Raw genomic sequence first — 17,294 nt, forward strand, 5'->3', positions numbered from 1 at the left:
AACAAAATAATATCATGATAATTAAGCACTTCACGGACAATGATTTATATAAATTTTCAGTCATGCATGCCATTCAGAGGCTTTATCCCTGGGCATATGTAAGATATGATTTTATTAACCGGGGTCAAAATGCTTTTCCTGAAGGTTTTGCTGAAAGATTAAAAGAAGAAATTAACGAAATGACTTCTTTAAAACTTAATAAAGAAGAAAAGCACTTCATTATGAAAAGATGTTATTTCCTGGATCCTTTTTTTATTGATTTTTTAGAAGGTTATACCTACGATCCGGAAGAAGTGCACATTTCTCAGGAAGGCGGAAAATTAAACTTATATATTGAAGGTTTTTGGTATAGAACCGTATTATGGGAAGTTCCTTTAATGGCTCTTATTTCTGAATTATATTTCGAGATGATAGGTACCCAACCTCAGGATATTGAAATAAAAGCTAAGGAAAAAGCTTTGGGACTTAAAAATCTTGAGGCTGATTATTCGGAATTTGGAACACGAAGACGTTATTCATTTGATGTACAGGACAGAGTTGTTAAAACCTTAAAGGAAAACTCAGGTGACTATTTTAAAGGCACCAGTAATGTTTACCTGGCAATGAAATACGATACTATTCCCATCGGCACCATGCCTCATGAATGGTTTATGTATCATGGAGCACTTTTTGGATATCGCTCTGCTAATATAAAGGCATTAGAAGCCTGGGTAGATGTTTTTCAGGGAAGCTTGGGAATTACTCTGACTGATACGTATACTTCTGACTCTTTCTTCAAATCATTTAATTTAAAATTAGCAAAATTATTTGATGGTGTTCGTTGTGATAGTGGCAATCCTTTGGAATTTACCGATAAAACTATCAATTTCTATCAGGAACATAGAATAGATCCTACCTCAAAGACTATTGTTTATAGTGATTCTTTGAATTTGAACGAGGTAAAAAAAATAAAGGAATACGTTAATGGGCGAATTCATGATACCTACGGGATAGGCACTTATTTGTCTAATGACGTAGGCGTTAAACCTCTTAACATGGTAATTAAATTAACTCATGTGAAAGAAACTCCTTCTGATGAATATCTGAATGCGGTAAAGCTATCAGATGTATTGGGTAAAAATACCGGTGATGAAAAAGAAATTAATTTGAGTAAGCTGACTTTAGGCTTGGATGATTAAAAAATAAATAACGGCAGATTTTAAAATCTGCCGTTTTGGTTTTCCTAAATTTTACAACAATAAAACTAACTATAAACTAAAATTCATTGTATGCATATAAAACATTTACTTACAGCTCTGAGTATCTTAATTACTATTATAGTAAATGGTCAGAAAAAAGTGACTCAAGGAATTGCTCTTAACCTTGGGTATTCTTATGTAAATACCAATACCGGCTATTTTGGAGGAGAATATGGCTATCGATTTAATTCGATTGACTGGACGGGTATTACCATAGGAGCCGGTGCCTTTATGGGGAATTTCAATCGTGAGTTTAAATTCATACCGGAAGCTCATGTTACTTATTCTCATGCAATTCTTTTAGGTGAGTTTTCTATAACTCAACACAATATAAACCCTAGCATAGGATTACACTTATTCAATTTAATGCGCCTTAAGGTGGGCTATAGCTGGAAAATGGGCAATGAAAATGTAAGAATGCAAGGCATTACCTTCGGATTAAACGTTTTACTTGGAAGTTCCGGGTTTTATGATGATTTTAATCTAAAGGTAGTACATTAAATTAGCCTGTTTAATTATTTTTTATAGTTTAAACTCAAATCAAAACTATAAAATAATTTAATTACGATAGTTTATAAGTATCGTATTCTTACGTAAGCTTAAAATGAAATTATAATATTAAATTTGAAAAAAAATTGTAAATGATAAAACAGTGTTTCATACTTATTTTGTTTATATGTGCACTAGTAAAAGCTCAGGCTCAGTCACAGGGTGTTGCATTAAATGTAGGTTATTCTTATATTAATACAAATGCTGGTTATTTAGGAGGAGAGTATGCTTATCGGTTTGACCCTGAAAACTGGCATGGCATAGCCTTAGGAGCAGGAACTTTACTGGGAAGTTTTAACGGAGATTTTAAATTTGTGCCCGAAGCGCACGTTACCTATTCCAATACATTATTCTTAGGAGAGTTTTCAATCACTCCTCATAACATTAATCCAAGTCTGGGAATTAACGGAATGAATATATTCCGTCTTAAAATCGGATACAGCTGGGAAATCGGTAATGATAAAATAGGAATGAAAGGAATAACTTTTGGAATTAATTACCTATTAGGTTCCAAAGGATTTAAAGATCAATTTGAACTTAAACATTAAAAAAACGCGTAAACTAAATTTACGCGTTTTTTATTTTATAATACTTTGCTTACATTGTTTTTGACCCCTTCAGTAATACTTCCACCTAAAGGTAAGTTGGGTATAATGGTTGCCTGCAAGGCGTGATAAATATCTGGTTTCCCTAACCAGATACGTTCCGTAGGTTTGTTATTTTCATCTAAATTATGAAACCAACTTCCCTTTTGGTGATCCACCAAATACTTGTCAATATATTCCCAAAGTAATTTATATTTGTCATCATATGCAACGTTTCCTGTTCTTCTAAGAAATGAAACGGCAGCTGCAGACGCCTCAGCCAATGTCCAGTGAAGACGGTCTCTCACAATAGGTTTTTCATCAAAATCAACCGTATAAACTATTCCCGGTTTACCATCTACGTCCCAACTTTCTTTCCACGCTTTTTCAAAAAGTTTTTCAGCATCCTCCAAAAGCCATTCAGGAACTTCCATCTCATTTTTATACAACTCTGCTTCTAGGCCTACAAGCAAACGACTCCACTCAAAACCGTGCCCCGGTGTTATTCCATAGGGTCTGAACTGGTTATTTTTATCTTCTTTGTTGTAATCTTTTATTTCTTCCCATTGGGGAGTGAAATGCTCAATTACACTGTAATGATTTTTTTTAGCATGTACGTGAATAATTCTTTCCACTATTTTTAATGCTCGTTGTAACCATTTGACATCTTGAGTTGCAGAAAAAACAGCAAGAAAAGCTTCTGTAGAATGCATATTACTATTGGCTCCTCTGTACGATTCTAAATCTGACCAGTCATAATCGTAACTTTCCAACATAGCTCCTTCTTCCTCACTCCAAAAATATTTTTCTAAAATATGAATAGCTTTTTCCAATAAAAGCTCACCATCCTTACGTCCGGAAATTTTTGCAGAGGATCCGGCTAATGCTATAAAAGCATGTATATAAGCCTGTTTTCTTCCAGCATCTCCTAATCCTCCAATTGAATAAAACCATCCATCGTGTTCTTTATCATTAATTACGTCTAATAGAACTTTTACGCCGTGATCTGCAATTTTACCATACTCAGGAAATTTCATAGATGCTAATGAGTAACAATGAGTCATACGAGCATTTTCCATTGTATCCAATGCTTTATTAATCAAATCCCCATTATCATCCAAATATCCGAAACCTCCTTGTTTCAATACAGAATTGAGACCAAATTTTAACAACTCGTTTCCTTGCTGATGCAAGTATTGTTGGTGATCTTTCGATTTTACCCAACTAGATTCTATATCGTGCTCTTTATAGTTTTTCATACTTTTATTTTTAAGATTTATCGTATACACCTGATAAGTAAATGAAGAATAATCCCAGTACAATGATAGACATTCCTATAATGGCTGAAATCCATTCTTTTCTTGTTTTTTTCTCTTTATTAATATATACACCGGCAATAACTGAAACTATTATAGAAGCTTGTCCTACAGGATAAGCTACTGATAAACCTAATTTCATTTGTGAGACTAAAATTGCCAGATTACCAATAGCCCATACCACTCCTACGATGCTATTTTTCATTGCGGTAAAATTATATGGATTGATCTTAAAAAATAAAAATGCTATTAAGGTAACTCCAATAATCTGACCTACTGATTGAGGTAAAAGACTTGACCAACCATCAATTCCAAAGTATTTTAAAATCCCAACATAAAGGGTAAATCCTAACGTAGAAAGAAGATTAACTGCTATACCTCTCCCCCATTGTATCTTTTCACCTTTTTTTCCTTCTTCCGGTTGTTTATAAGATGTAAATACAATACCTATAATTATCATAGCAAGAGCTATAAAACCGAATATTTTAGAATTACTTGTTGCCCAATCTCCTAAAAAAACACCTAATAAAGAGGTTCCAATTATCTGTGTTCCATTTGAAATGGGCATGGATTTGGAAACACCTAAATACTTAAGTCCTTTATACTGGCAAACAGAACCTAGCGCCCAGAAAAGTCCCGAGGCTAGTCCAATCCAAATAATGTGAGGATTTAACTCCGGTTTCCTTATTGCATAAACAACAATTGCAAAGATAAAACTTCCTATTGCAATTCCGAAAGATTGTTCTATAGCCTTCCCTCCTATTAAAGTAGAAATAACCGGTACCATACCCCAGGATAAGATGGGAATACAGGCTATTAAAAAATCAATTATACTCATTAGTTATTCTTTTTATAAAGTTTTAAGCGTCTTGTCCTAATATTGATAAAGCTCCGTCCACGGTATACGTTGAACCGGTAACGTATGAACTTGCCTGAGAAGCTAAAAATAAAGCTACATTTGCTACCTCTTCAGGAGAACCTCCTCTTTTCATAGGAATTATATTTTCTTTTTCTTTCAAAACATCTTTATCATCCATTACTTTCTTGTTCATGGGGGTCAAAATCATACCCGGAGCAATATTATTCACGGTTAAACCTTTTGGTGCCAGCTCAATAGCTAATGTTTGAGAAAGATTTCTCATACCTGCTTTAGAAGCATTATAATCTGCATTTCCTGGCTTACATATATATTCGTGAATGGAAGTAACATTTATTATTCTTGAATTCTGGTAAGAATCGTGCTTCTTTTTAAGTTTTAGAAATTCTTTAATGCAATAAAACGGACCATATAAATCAGTTTTTATAGTATTATCCCAAGTTTCAATATCCATATCTTCTACATTAATATTTTGTCCGTTTACTCCTGCATTATTTACTAAAATATCAATGTCATTAAAGTCTTTTTCAACTAAAGCAAAAAAACTTTTTATTTGCTCTAAATCAGAAACATCTACCTGATATGCTTTAACTTTTACATTCAAACTTGACAATTCTTTTTCTAACTGTTCTGCTCTCTCTTTTCCTGAATGATATGTTATAATTACGTTAGCTCCTTCCTGAGCAAATTTGGTGGCCATCGCTTTACCAATACCGGAGCTTGAACCGGTAATAAGTGCGGTTTTATTATTTAATTGTCCCATAAATAAATTTTTAAAGTTTTTTTAAGTATTTTAAAGTTTTATAATTTTACATTGCTTCGTCTTTTATCTCAAATGAAGGATATAGTTTCATTCCTCCATCTGCAAATATGGATGTTCCTGTTATATATTCTGCCTGAGAAGAACACAGCCATACAGCTACATTGGAAATATCTTCTGGTTTTCCAACATATCCAAGAGGAATAGTTTCTTCTACTTCTTCAACTATTTTTGGATCTTTAAAGTCTGCATTTATAGGTGTATAAATGGCTCCAGGGGCAATACAGTTGACCCTGATTCCTTTTTGCGCATATTCCAACGCTAAGGTTTCGGTTAACATTTTAACCCCTCCTTTACTGGCTGAGTAATGAACAAAATGAGGTTTTGGAATTCTTTCATGTACACTGGACATATTGATAATAATTCCTTTTTTATTCTTTTCTAAGAAATATCTTATAGCTTCTCTGGAACCTAAAAATACACCGGTTAAGTTAGTACTGATAACTGAATTCCAATCGTCAAGAGCCATCTCATGAGTTGGAATTTTTTTCTGATGACCTGCATTATTGATCCATATGTCCAAATCTCCAAAAGTATCAATAGCTGCTTTACTTAGCTTTTTTATATCCTCTTCTTTACCCACATCTCCTTGTACAGCAATAGCCTTTCCTCCGGATTTTTCAATTTCTTTTACTAAGTCTTCTGCATCTTTTTTATCGGAAAAATAATTAACAATCACGCTAATTCCCTCTTTACCGAATCTTTGAGCTATGGCTTTACCCAAGCCTGTAGAGGATCCTGTTATAACAGCGACCTTACCTTTTAAGTCTTTATACATAGTATGTCTTTATTAAAATTTATTAATGTTATTTATAATTCAAAGGTATAAAAAATAATTTTATTTTTTTTTTATACCAAACAATTGAATAATTTTACGTGAAATTAAATCACACTAGAAAACTCAACTTCTGTTGCTTTTTCTGTCTATTATCTAAATCAACAATTAAACCAAAAATGATTATGGAACTATTCTTAATTATTGGAACTTATACCCAGGGAGGCAGCAACGGTATGTATGTCTATAAATTTAACCCTGAAACTGGAACATCCAGCTATTCAAGCAGTGTTGCTATCAACAACCCCTCTTACCTGGTGGTAAACCATCAGGAAAACCACATCTACTCTGTAAGTGAAAATGAAGACAATGAAAATTCTACGGTTAACGCTTTTACTTTTGATAAAAAAGAAGGGAAAATAGTTTTACAAAATTCACAGCAGGTATTCGGGGCTGCACCGTGTTACATCAATATCGGTAAGAAGGATAGATATGTTGTTACAGCTAATTATATCGGCGGGAGTATTTCGGTATTTAAAACAGATATGGACGGCAGTCTTCTTCCCATTATTCAACAAATTAACTTTTCTGGTAGTAGTGTTCACGATGTTAGGCAAAATCAGTCTCACTTGCATTGTGTTGTATTTTCACCTGACTATAATCATTTGTTTGCTACTGATTTAGGAAGCGACAGAATTTACAAATTTGATGTTGATTATGATCATGAAGGAAGTTTCCTTTCCTTCGGTACTCCTCCATATGTTGAGGTTACTGCCGGATCCGGCCCTCGACATTTAACTTTCCACCCTAATCAGAAATACGCATATTTGATTAATGAACTAGGTGGTACGGTAACTGTTTTTGAATATAATAATGGGAATTTAGTGGAAATACAAACTACTATTTCGGATAAATTTAAAGCAGAAGGAAGTGCTGATATTCATATTCACCCGAACGGGAAATTTCTTTATGCTTCCAATCGTTTAAAAAAAGATGGAATCTCCATTTTTAAAATTAATGAAAATGATGGCAAAATTACCCGCATCGATTATGAAAGAACTGATATACATCCACGAAATTTTATTATTTCTCCTAATGGTAAATTTTTATTGGTAGCTAATCAGGACAGCAATACCATTCAGACATTTTCTATAGATCTGGAAACCGGATTACTAAGTGATAATCAGGAAGATATAATCATTGACATGCCTGTATGCCTGAAGTTTATTTCTATCTGTTAGTTTTTATGATTAATATTAGGTTAAATCCTTTAAAAAATCGGTAAGACATACCTTTGTTCTGGCAATAATTAAGTAATTTTGCTTAGATTTTTTAACAAACAAAAATATTTTTAATTATGAGTCTAATAGCACAAATTCATGCAAGACAAATTTTGGATTCCAGAGGAAATCCAACTGTAGAAGTGGATGTAATCACTGAGTATGGAACTTTAGGAAGAGCTGCTGTTCCATCAGGAGCTTCTACTGGTGAATATGAAGCTGTAGAGTTGAGAGATGGAGGAAAAGAATATTTAGGTAAAGGAGTATTAAAAGCAGTTCAAAACGTTAATGAATTGATAGCACCTGAATTAGTTGGTGTTGATGTTTTTGAACAAGCTTTAATAGATAAAGCAATGATAGATTTAGATGGAACTCCTAACAAAGGTAAATTAGGAGCTAATGCTATCTTAGGTGTTTCTTTAGCTGTTGCTCAGGCTGCTGCAAAAGAATTAGGATTACCTTTATACAGATATGTGGGTGGTGTTAACGGAAAAGTTCTTCCTGTTCCTATGATGAACATCATTAATGCAGGAGCTCACTCTGATGCACCAATCGCTTTTCAAGAATTTATGATTATGCCTGTAGTAGCTGACAGCTACTCTACTGCAATCAGAATGGGAACAGAAATTTTCCACTCTCTTAAAAAAGTTTTACATGACAGAGGTCTTAGCACTGCTGTTGGTGATGAAGGTGGTTTTGCTCCAAACTTTAAAAATATCGAAGATGCATTAGATACAGTTTTAGATGCGATAAAAAAAGCAGGGTATACTCCGGGGCAGGATGTTATGCTTGCATTAGACTGTGCTTCATCTGAATTCTGTAAAGATGGTAAGTATGATTATTCTATTTTTGAAGGTCAGGGTGGTAAAGTAAGAACCAGTGAAGAACAAGCTGAATATCTAGCTGAACTAGCAGGTAAATATCCAATTATATCTATTGAAGATGGTATGGATGAAAACGACTGGGCTGGATGGAAAATTCTTACTGATAAAATTGGAGATAAAGTTCAATTAGTTGGTGATGATTTATTTGTTACTAATGTAAAAAAACTAAGTGACGGTATTAAACAAGGTGTAGGAAACTCAATCCTTATCAAAGTAAACCAAATAGGTACTCTTACAGAGACTATAGATGCGGTACAAATGGCTCAAAACGCTGGTTATACTGCTGTAATGTCACACCGTTCAGGAGAAACTGAAGACAACACCATAGCGGATCTTGCTGTCGCATTAAACTGTGGACAAATTAAAACAGGTTCTGCTTCAAGATCTGATCGTATGGCTAAATACAATCAGTTATTAAGAATTGAAGAAAGCTTGGGTGAGGTTGCAGTATATCCTCAATTCAATGCTTTTAAAATAAAAAGATAACTTTTTAAAAAGTATTCTATAAAAAAACAGGGTTTAATTTAAATTAAACCCTGTTTTTTTTATTTAAATTTTTAAATGTTATGCAACTTTTACATTGTGATTTTTATCATGTTTTCTTGAATTTTATTAATCTAATTCAATATTTTAAATGGGTGTAAAAATTATATTTTCTGTTTTTTTTCGAAAAATATAATTGAAATACACTATAATAATAAAGATAAAAAGACATTAACTTATCAATATACAAACACTTATAATTTATTAAAAGACTTGATTTTTTTTTTACATATTTTTTTTTTGTTAGTAATTTTTATTTCATATATTTCAGTCAATAAAATAAATTAAAACCAACATAAAATAATAATCAAGTTATGTCTGACACAGTAAAAATACAGTACAATGGCAAAGAGTATGAATATCCGATAGTAGATAGTGTTATTGGTGATAAAGGTATTAATATTAATAAATTAAGGGACGATACGGGCCTTATTACTTTAGATATCGGCTATAAAAATACCGGAGCTACCAAAAGTAAAATCACTTATCTGGATGGGGATTTAGGACAATTATATTACCGTGGTTATCCTATTGAACAAATTGCTGAAAAATCTACTTTTACTGAGGTTATGTATCTATTGTTAGAAGGAGAACTTCCTAAAAAAGATCAGCTTTTACAATTCGAGGCAGATATTAAAAAAAACAGTCTGGTAAGTGAGGAAATGAAGCAAATTTTAAAAAGTTTTCCTCGTTCTGCACACCCTATGGGGGTATTATCTACTTTAACCAGTGCTTTAACCGCATTTAATCCTCATGCTGTAAATGTAAAATCGGAAAGAGATTTATATAATGCTTATACTATGCTTCTGGCTAAGTTCCCTGTTTTATGCGCCTGGACTTATCGTCTAAAATTAGGTCTACCTTTAAATTATTCAAATAATAGCTTGGATTATCCTCATAATTTTTATCAGATGATGTTCCGAAAACCAACCGAAGAACTTGAAGTGGATGAAGTTGTTGTGAATGCCATTGATAAATTATTAATTCTTCACGCAGATCATGAACAAAACTGTTCTGCTTCTACAGTACGAATGGTTGGATCTGCACATACTGGATTATTTGCTTCTATATCAGCGGGTGTATCTGCTCTCTGGGGTCCCTTACATGGTGGTGCAAATCAGGCTGTAATAGAAATGCTTGAAATGATTCAAAAAGATGGTGGTGACCTTCAAAAATGGATTGATAAGGCTAAATCCAAGGATGATGATTTCAGATTAATGGGATTTGGTCACAGAGTTTACAGAAACTTTGATCCTCGTGCGAAAGTTATTAAAAAAGTGGCTGATGATTTATTTGAAAAATTAGGCATTCAGGATGAAACTCTTGAAATTGCTAAAAAACTGGAAGAGGTAGCTCTCAATGATCCTTATTTTATAGAGAAAAAATTATACCCTAATGTTGATTTTTACAGTGGTATTATTTACAGGGTTTTAGGTATTCCTACGGAAATGTTTACAGTAATGTTCGCTTTAGGCAGGCTTCCAGGGTGGATTGCTCAATGGAAAGAAATGAGAATGAGCGGGGAACCTATCAATAGACCGAGACAAATCTATGTAGGTAACCCTCAAAGAGATTATGTTCATATAAACGATAGATAATACTTTTTACATTATATACCCATATACCAACATTTAATGTATTAAAAAAGCTTTAATCTTAGGATTAAAGCTTTTATTTTTTGTAAATTTATCTTTTATTAGAATATATAATCCCATAACTTAACTACTATTAGAATAAAATGAACGAAAGTTTTTTACATTATGTATGGATGTATAAAAAGTTTGAGTTATTTAATTTACGAACCACTTCAGGTGAAAAACTTGAAATCATCCATTGTGGAACTTTAAATCCTGATTCAGGACCGGATTTTAACTTTGCTAAGGTTATTATTAACGGAACTGAGTGGGCAGGAAACGTAGAAATACATGTAAAATCATCTGATTGGACTAAGCATAAACATGATTTGAATCCGAACTACGACAACATTGTACTTCATATCGTTTATGAAGATGATCAGGAAATATTATCATTAAAGCTAAAAAAGATACCTACTTTAGAATTAAAAAATTATATTGCTGCTAGCTTGATAAACAATTATACTCACCTGGAAAAGAAAGCATATAGTTTTATTCCTTGTGAAAAATTATTTACCAATTTATTACTAAAACCTTCTATTGGTTTTACGGAAAAACAGTTCTTTTGTAAACTGGAGGAAAAACAGAAAAAAATAACACAGCTCCTTATTTTAAAAAATAACGATTGGGAAGCTGTTCTCGCTTCTGTTTTAGCTTATTCATTTGGTCTTAAAATCAATGCGGAAGCATTTGAACAAATATTTATGGAAACTGATTATAAAATTCTTCGTAAACAGTTTTCAAACCTTACTCATTTAGAGTCTTTATTGTTCGGGCTTTGCTTCAATCTTGATACGTATGAGGATGAATATGCTGAAATATTAAAAGAACAGTTTAAATTTTTACAAGTAAAGTATAGACTCACCAAAACAACTATAAATTTAAAATTTTCTAAGCTGAGACCTGCCAATTTTCCTACTATACGTCTATCACAGCTTTCATGTATTTTAACCCAGTATCAAAATTTATTTTCTTATGTTATCGGAGCTAAGACATTGCAACAATATATCTACATTCTTGATGATGTTCAAGCTTCTTCCTATTGGAATAATCATTATGTTTTTGATAAAATTTCATCTCATAATCAAATAAAAAAACTTTCATTATCTCAAAAAGAATTAATTATCTTGAATGCTTTTCTCCCCGTTAAGTTCGCTTATTCTAAAAGTATAGGAAAATGCATGGATGACGAAATAATCTCAATTATGGAGGAATTATCTCCTGAAAAAAATACAGTTATACAAAAGTTTGAGAATTTGGGCATATCATTTAATTCAGCTCTTGAAACTCAGGCTTTTCTACATTTATACAAAAATCAGTGTCTAAATAAAAAATGTCTAAAATGTGATATTGGTTATAATATTCTAAAGTAGAAAAAAAGAATTTTACTTTTACTATGTAAATAATAAAATTTATTAAGATATATTTAGTGTAAATTAAGTCCTTTGCTAATTTCAATACAATATTAGGACAAAAATATGATATAAAATTGAGGATTTCCTTAATTTTCAACATCAATTACACCTAAAACTTTATTGTTGTAAAATGGGCCTCCAGGATAATGAGCTGTATAATCTAAGTTAAGCCATATTTTACCATCCTGATCGATATGATAGTATAAACTTCTTCCTTTACTTTCTTTATCAAATAGTTTATGTTTGATAAGAAAATTAATAGACTCTAAATCACTTTCATCTCCTATATACAATTCGGGGTAAATATGTCCTACTGTATATACTAACCGAGGTAGACCTCCGACAGCTCTAATGCATGAAGCCATCAATATGGAATGATCGTCGCAGTCTCCTGATAAGGTTTTGATTGATTCACTGGCTTTTGCATAATATTCTTGGCCTACAGGATCGTTAACATAAGTCCAACGAGAGTTTATTTCTTTAAATATAGCAAGACATTGAATTGTGGTTCTATATCTACTATCGCTCTGATATTCTTTAAAATGCTTATTAATTGCTTCTAAAGCAAAGGTTCTTACTTCAGGATTTGTATAGTCCATTGCTTTTAATATAAGAGCATCTGAAGAATTAAATGCAACTTTATTGATTAATATTTTTTGTGGCTTGTTACTATCTTTCATAGAATGTATCATAGCTTGATAATCGAGTGCAAGCGAAGCAAATCCATATTTATTGGTTAAACTGCCAACTGATAGTAGGCCAATAATGCATAAACAAAAGACAAAAAATATTTTTCTGACAAATTTTACAAAAAACCATAAAATGAAAACAATTAATGCGAAAATAATTATTCGATCTAAATTAAATTTCCAATTTACGTTGGGTAAATTTCGATGAACAATAATAAATATTGGTAATGAAATACATAAGATTGCTCCATAAACAATCAGTTTTTCTAAAATAGTCCAGAGCTTTTGCCAATCATTTTTGGTATAATTTTTATCTCCTGAATTCTTTTCATTATTCATATCTAATCTATTTTTCTTTATAAACAAAATAAGCTAATACTGATAAAGGTATTAACATGAATAAAAGATACATCGGTTTAAAAGAAATAAATGGATAATCAGGAAACTTAACAATGAAACCTAAGGCTGCTACTATGCCCATTATAGCTCCTCCTAAATGCGCGTCATGCCCAACATTTCCTAATTGTGCTTTCATTCCATATACGGAATACCCTAAGTAAATAATACCAAATACCCAACCAGGTATGTTTAAAGGTAATGGAAATATACCTATTGATATTTGTGAATTCAATATGATTGATGCAAATAAAATTCCGGATACACCTCCTGAGGCACCTATTGCACTATAATACGGATTTTTTTTATGCATCCATAATGACAATAGATTACCACCTAAAATTGATCCCAAATAGGTTATGAAAAAAAATGCAACACCGTAATAAAGCAAAAAAGTTGAAAAAAAATAGAAGGTATACATATTAAATATCAAATGCATCAAATCCCCATGCAAGAAAGCAGAAGTTAACAATCTATCCCATTGCTTACCCCTCAATATTGCTCCTATATTAAATTTATATCTATCAAAAAATACCTGATCATTAAAACCTTTATAACTAGTTAAGGCAGTAATTACAATTACACCAATTACAATAATATTTATTTCTCCCATTTATTTATTAAATCTATTTATATCTACTTCGGCTTGAAGCTCACTTATATTTTCCATGTATTCATACAATTCTCCTGCCATAGTTGGAGCTAACATAACTCCACGGCTGCCAAGACCATTGAATATGAAAATTTTTTTAAGTTTTGGATGTCTTCCTAATAACGGTCTTCTGTCAATTACCGTTGGTCTTATTCCGGCAAATTTTTTTACTATTCTATAATCATAATTTAAAAACTTATTTAATCCATTAATTAGCTCGTTTTGTCCTTCTTCCGAAACTATATCATCTACTTCTCTATAATAATAAGTTGCACCTACATAATAATAATCATTTTCCATAGGCATAACAAAAACTTTAGATTTTACAATGTCTTTTAAATCTAAGCCGTTGGCATGAATAACCATAGTTTCTCCTTTAACTCCCTCCATAGGTAAATAACTGAAATAAGGATTGGCTTTTAATGCATACCCGTCACAAAAAACAACTTTTGCTGCTTCAACCCCCTTGTATTCAATTGAGTTTTCTAAAATATTCAGAGCATTAAAATCAAAAACATCATCGATAAGATTATGTTTGGTAATAAGATATTTCCTATACTCTCTAAGTAATTCTCTAACAAATATTTTCCCTGAATGCTTGACTCTTCCCATACCATAATCGGCTTTAATATATGGATTAACCGATTGATGAACATTGGGATCTAAAAAAGGAATTAGATTTTCATTTTTAGATGATTTTTTTATCCAGGTCTTAACTTCATCTTCATTGGCGAAAATTCTATATAAATCAGATTCGTAAACCAGTTTTACGTTTAGTAGTGATTCAAAGTTTTTAAACTCTTTTAATAAAACATCAATTTCTTTCTGAGCATTCCATACGGGTGTGAATCTTTTTAAAACTACCGGATTAAACATTCCTGAAGAAACAAAAGATGCCGAATTTGAGACAATATCAATGATTTTAAAAGATTTGTTTTCTTTTTCAAGTTTATTTGCTAAACAGGTTCCTGCGAGTCCCTGTCCTACAATGAGGTAATCAATCATAAATGGTGAAAATATAAGAAGCTAAAAAAATTAATGCTAAAGACTAAAAAAGCTAATCTTTGTAAAGACAAAGATAAAAAAAAGTCCCGAATCCAAAGATTCGAGACTTTTGAAATATAAAAGTATTTTTTAATAATTCCACATATTATTTTCTTTCTGCAGAATTTCGTTTTTAATTCTATTACTTTCTTCTAATTGAGCTGATGCATCTCTTGGAATATAATTGGATATTTCTCCATCTCCATATTCAGATTGTGATTTATAAATGATAGAACTAAATCTTCTGGCATTAAGCACATCATCATAAGTAATGGAGGAAGATCCATTTTTAGGATTAAACAGTGTATAACTAGACAATACTTCACGGGCTCCTGGATAGAAGATCCAAAATAAATCTATCATTTCATTATCTCCCTGATATCCTAGTAAAGAGGCTTCTGCCAATGAACCCAACACTTGAGGATCTGGTCCCATAGGAGCAATTCCTAAAAGTCTGTATTTCATTTGTCCTAACCTTTTATCTATATACCACATTCCTTTAATTTTAATTAACTTTACAGAACGCGTATCCGTTTTGAAATAATCCATTCCGGCTGCAATTTCTTCTTGTGTTGGTTCTACACCGGAAGCTCTAATATCCTGTAGCCAAGCAGACTCTTTTACTGCCTGAATTTTGTTTTTTAGATTTTCCGGGGCAACTTTCATTGTAAAATTGTCATCATCGTACACTTCTGTAATCTGTCCGGAATTTATTCCATTGAATAATGCATCGTATAGAGATACATAAGTGGCTGTCACATCATCATGCGAATAATAATAAGGTTGATTTAACTTTTCATTTAAATCAATTATTTCCCATACTACTTTCGACCACAGAATATCCTTATCTTCAATGTATCCATAAGGCAATACAGTTGGTTGGGTTGATATAGTATCAGAACCGTTCACTATATCGTACCTTTCCGTTCTCATTTCTCTTAATTCTTCAGGTGATTTTGCGTTCAAAATATTTTGAGCAAATGAACCTGTGCTAATTAAGGCTGTTATACAAATTATTAGATATTTCATGTTTTACAAAGTAATATTCAAATTTTATAATACGTTAATTACAACTGGTGAAACTGAAGATTGTGATACTCCTGATACTGTTGCTTTAATATTAAATATCAATACCTGATCTCCAGATCTTGCTTTAGATAAAACACCTCCTGCAGCAGACAATTTATTTCCCGAAACAGTAACAGTAGGCTGTCCTGAAACTTTTACGCTAAATCCTGTAACGGATATAGATACCGGAAATTCGAAGTCTGGAATATTTGCAGAAATTGTTTGTGCAGCTAACGCTCCGGCACTAACATTAACAACATTTGAGCCACGTACTTCACCTTGTGCTTTTGGCACATTCTTGATTCTATAGTTATATTGTTTACTTATAGCTTTTCCACTTGAAGTTTTCCCTGAAACTGTAAAGGTAACTGACGTCCCTGCTCCTGGTCTGTATGACCAACCGCTTCCAGCTCTTGAAAGACTTCCTGAAGATGCTTGTAATGACAGAGAAGAAGGTTCTATACCATTCACTGCTGCACTTAACGGGTTATCAACCCCACGGTAAACAACATTCATTTTATCAGCCATTACTACGGCACTTCCATCCGTTGTTTTCATGGTTTCAGCTACTACTTCATATTTCTCATTGAAGTTTTCAGTTTTGCTTTTTCCATCAGGAGTTATATAAGTAATAGACCCGGATAATGTATGTACTCCTGCTCCACCCGCTGTCATTCCTACTACAGCTTTTCCACCGTTTAGTGCTACATTTTGTCCATTTAAAGTTATAGATCCTTTCAAGGATGTATCGTACGCACCAAATCCTACTACTACATCAAATCTTTCTCCGGATTTAACATATTTAGGAGACGCAACTATAGGAACAAAGGCTTTTAATTCAATTTCATCCTGCAACTTATTAGATAATAAGTCTCTGACAATATTTCCTTCTTCTGTTCTAATATTTGCTTCTAAACGAGTAAGATTAGTCAATGCAGAAATCATCGGTTGATCATAGAATTGCTCTACTAACCATGATTTCTTTCCTTTTCCTGAAAAATCAAATAACTGGTTGATTCTGTCTTTAGCTCCGGAAGAAGCTCCCTGAAGAATAAATTTTGTAAAACCTTGGACTTTACTGATCATAGTAGCTACTTCTGGTGTTGGTTTATTGTCAGAAATAAAAAACACTTTATTTACTACGTCAGTATTTTGTAATGATTTATAATCGGTTTCAACATCAGGCTGCGGAGTTGTATAACCCGCATCTGTTTTTAGTTGTGATTTTACTTTTTCAATTGCTGAAAAAGCTTCGTCCGCTTGTCTTTTTATCTCCTGAGCTTTTGCTGATATTTCTACATATCCTGCATTACCGTCTTGTTTTTTCTTTTCGATTTGATCGTAAAAAGTCTGGTTATTTTTACTAGCTAGATTAGTAGATAATTGCAAAGATTCGTTAACCCCTTCAAAGGATCTTAAAACTTCCCTATCTACATTCATAGCCAACATAGCGATAAACACTAAATACATTAGGTTTATCATCTTTTGACGTGGTGTCTGTTTTCCTGCTGCCATTTACTTATTTAACTT

The 17,294-nt window shown here is 32.4% G+C and carries 16 protein-coding genes; 7 read left to right on the forward strand and 9 right to left on the reverse strand.

Features of this window, described 5'->3' with window-relative positions; genetic code table 11:
- Positions 1 to 14: 14 nt before the first annotated feature.
- The 3 genes from pncB to EQ921_RS05595 all read left to right on the forward strand — a co-directional run bounded on the left by pncB (position 15) and on the right by EQ921_RS05595 (position 2,335).
- Complete coding sequence (gene pncB / locus EQ921_RS05585; RefSeq protein ID WP_128153201.1) at positions 15 to 1,178, forward strand: nicotinate phosphoribosyltransferase; 1,164 nt, start codon at positions 15 to 17, stop codon at positions 1,176 to 1,178.
- Between the two features lie 90 nt (positions 1,179 to 1,268).
- Positions 1,269 to 1,739: a hypothetical protein gene (locus tag EQ921_RS05590; protein ID WP_128330911.1), complete on the forward strand. Its 471-nt coding sequence runs from the start codon at positions 1,269 to 1,271 to the stop codon at positions 1,737 to 1,739.
- Positions 1,740 to 1,879: 140 nt separating this feature from the next.
- Positions 1,880 to 2,335 carry a hypothetical protein gene (locus EQ921_RS05595; RefSeq protein WP_128330912.1) on the forward strand — a complete coding sequence of 152 codons (456 nt, stop codon included), beginning with the start codon at positions 1,880 to 1,882 and terminating at the stop codon, positions 2,333 to 2,335.
- 35 nt (positions 2,336 to 2,370) lie between these two features.
- On the opposite strand, the gene EQ921_RS05600 is transcribed toward EQ921_RS05595, so the two are convergent.
- From EQ921_RS05600 to EQ921_RS05615, 4 genes are read right to left on the reverse strand one after another with little or no spacing between them, the layout of a single operon-like run.
- A complete protein-coding gene (locus EQ921_RS05600) occupies positions 2,371 to 3,630 on the reverse strand; it encodes an AGE family epimerase/isomerase (RefSeq protein ID WP_128330913.1) in 1,260 nt (419 codons plus the stop codon).
- Positions 3,631 to 3,640: 10 nt separating this feature from the next.
- Positions 3,641 to 4,525, reverse strand: coding sequence for a GRP family sugar transporter (locus EQ921_RS05605; protein WP_128153205.1), 885 nt, complete (start codon positions 4,523 to 4,525; stop codon positions 3,641 to 3,643).
- A 22-nt stretch (positions 4,526 to 4,547) separates the two neighbouring features.
- Positions 4,548 to 5,327: an SDR family NAD(P)-dependent oxidoreductase gene (locus EQ921_RS05610; protein WP_128330914.1), complete on the reverse strand. Its 780-nt coding sequence runs from the start codon at positions 5,325 to 5,327 to the stop codon at positions 4,548 to 4,550.
- A 46-nt stretch (positions 5,328 to 5,373) separates the two neighbouring features.
- Positions 5,374 to 6,162 (reverse strand): glucose 1-dehydrogenase, encoded by a 789-nt coding sequence (locus EQ921_RS05615; RefSeq protein WP_128330915.1) that lies wholly within the window; start codon positions 6,160 to 6,162, stop codon positions 5,374 to 5,376.
- 182 nt (positions 6,163 to 6,344) lie between these two features.
- Between EQ921_RS05615 and EQ921_RS05620 the strand changes: the two genes are divergently transcribed.
- The 4 genes from EQ921_RS05620 (at position 6,345) to EQ921_RS05635 (ending at position 11,873) form a co-directional block, all read left to right on the forward strand.
- The gene (locus EQ921_RS05620) at positions 6,345 to 7,400 is read left to right on the forward strand and encodes a lactonase family protein (RefSeq protein WP_164875592.1); all 1,056 of its coding nucleotides are present in this window, start codon (positions 6,345 to 6,347) and stop codon (positions 7,398 to 7,400) included.
- Positions 7,401 to 7,516: 116 nt separating this feature from the next.
- A complete protein-coding gene (gene eno, locus EQ921_RS05625) occupies positions 7,517 to 8,809 on the forward strand; it encodes a phosphopyruvate hydratase (protein ID WP_128330917.1) in 1,293 nt (430 codons plus the stop codon).
- Positions 8,810 to 9,180: 371 nt separating this feature from the next.
- Positions 9,181 to 10,464, forward strand: coding sequence for a citrate synthase (locus tag EQ921_RS05630; RefSeq protein ID WP_128330918.1), 1,284 nt, complete (start codon positions 9,181 to 9,183; stop codon positions 10,462 to 10,464).
- A gap of 140 nt (positions 10,465 to 10,604) precedes the next feature.
- Positions 10,605 to 11,873 carry a DUF2851 family protein gene (locus EQ921_RS05635; RefSeq protein ID WP_128330919.1) on the forward strand — a complete coding sequence of 423 codons (1,269 nt, stop codon included), beginning with the start codon at positions 10,605 to 10,607 and terminating at the stop codon, positions 11,871 to 11,873.
- A gap of 128 nt (positions 11,874 to 12,001) precedes the next feature.
- Here the strand turns inward: EQ921_RS05635 and EQ921_RS05640 are convergent, their stop codons facing one another.
- From EQ921_RS05640 to gldM, 5 genes are all read right to left on the reverse strand, one after another.
- Positions 12,002 to 12,943, reverse strand: coding sequence for a transglutaminase domain-containing protein (locus tag EQ921_RS05640; RefSeq protein WP_128330920.1), 942 nt, complete (start codon positions 12,941 to 12,943; stop codon positions 12,002 to 12,004).
- A gap of 7 nt (positions 12,944 to 12,950) precedes the next feature.
- Positions 12,951 to 13,613, reverse strand: coding sequence for a rhomboid family intramembrane serine protease (locus EQ921_RS05645; RefSeq protein ID WP_128330921.1), 663 nt, complete (start codon positions 13,611 to 13,613; stop codon positions 12,951 to 12,953).
- Positions 13,614 to 14,657: an FAD-binding oxidoreductase gene (locus EQ921_RS05650; RefSeq protein WP_128330922.1), complete on the reverse strand. Its 1,044-nt coding sequence runs from the start codon at positions 14,655 to 14,657 to the stop codon at positions 13,614 to 13,616.
- Between the two features lie 129 nt (positions 14,658 to 14,786).
- A complete protein-coding gene (gene gldN, locus EQ921_RS05655) occupies positions 14,787 to 15,725 on the reverse strand; it encodes a gliding motility protein GldN (RefSeq protein WP_128153215.1) in 939 nt (312 codons plus the stop codon).
- Between the two features lie 24 nt (positions 15,726 to 15,749).
- A complete protein-coding gene (gldM, locus tag EQ921_RS05660; protein ID WP_128330923.1) occupies positions 15,750 to 17,279 on the reverse strand; it encodes a gliding motility protein GldM in 1,530 nt (509 codons plus the stop codon).
- Positions 17,280 to 17,294: the final 15 nt, after the last annotated feature.

Origin of the sequence: Apibacter sp. HY039 (genome assembly GCF_004023655.1) — a bacterium.
Lineage (GTDB): Bacteria > Bacteroidota > Bacteroidia > Flavobacteriales > Weeksellaceae > Apibacter > Apibacter raozihei.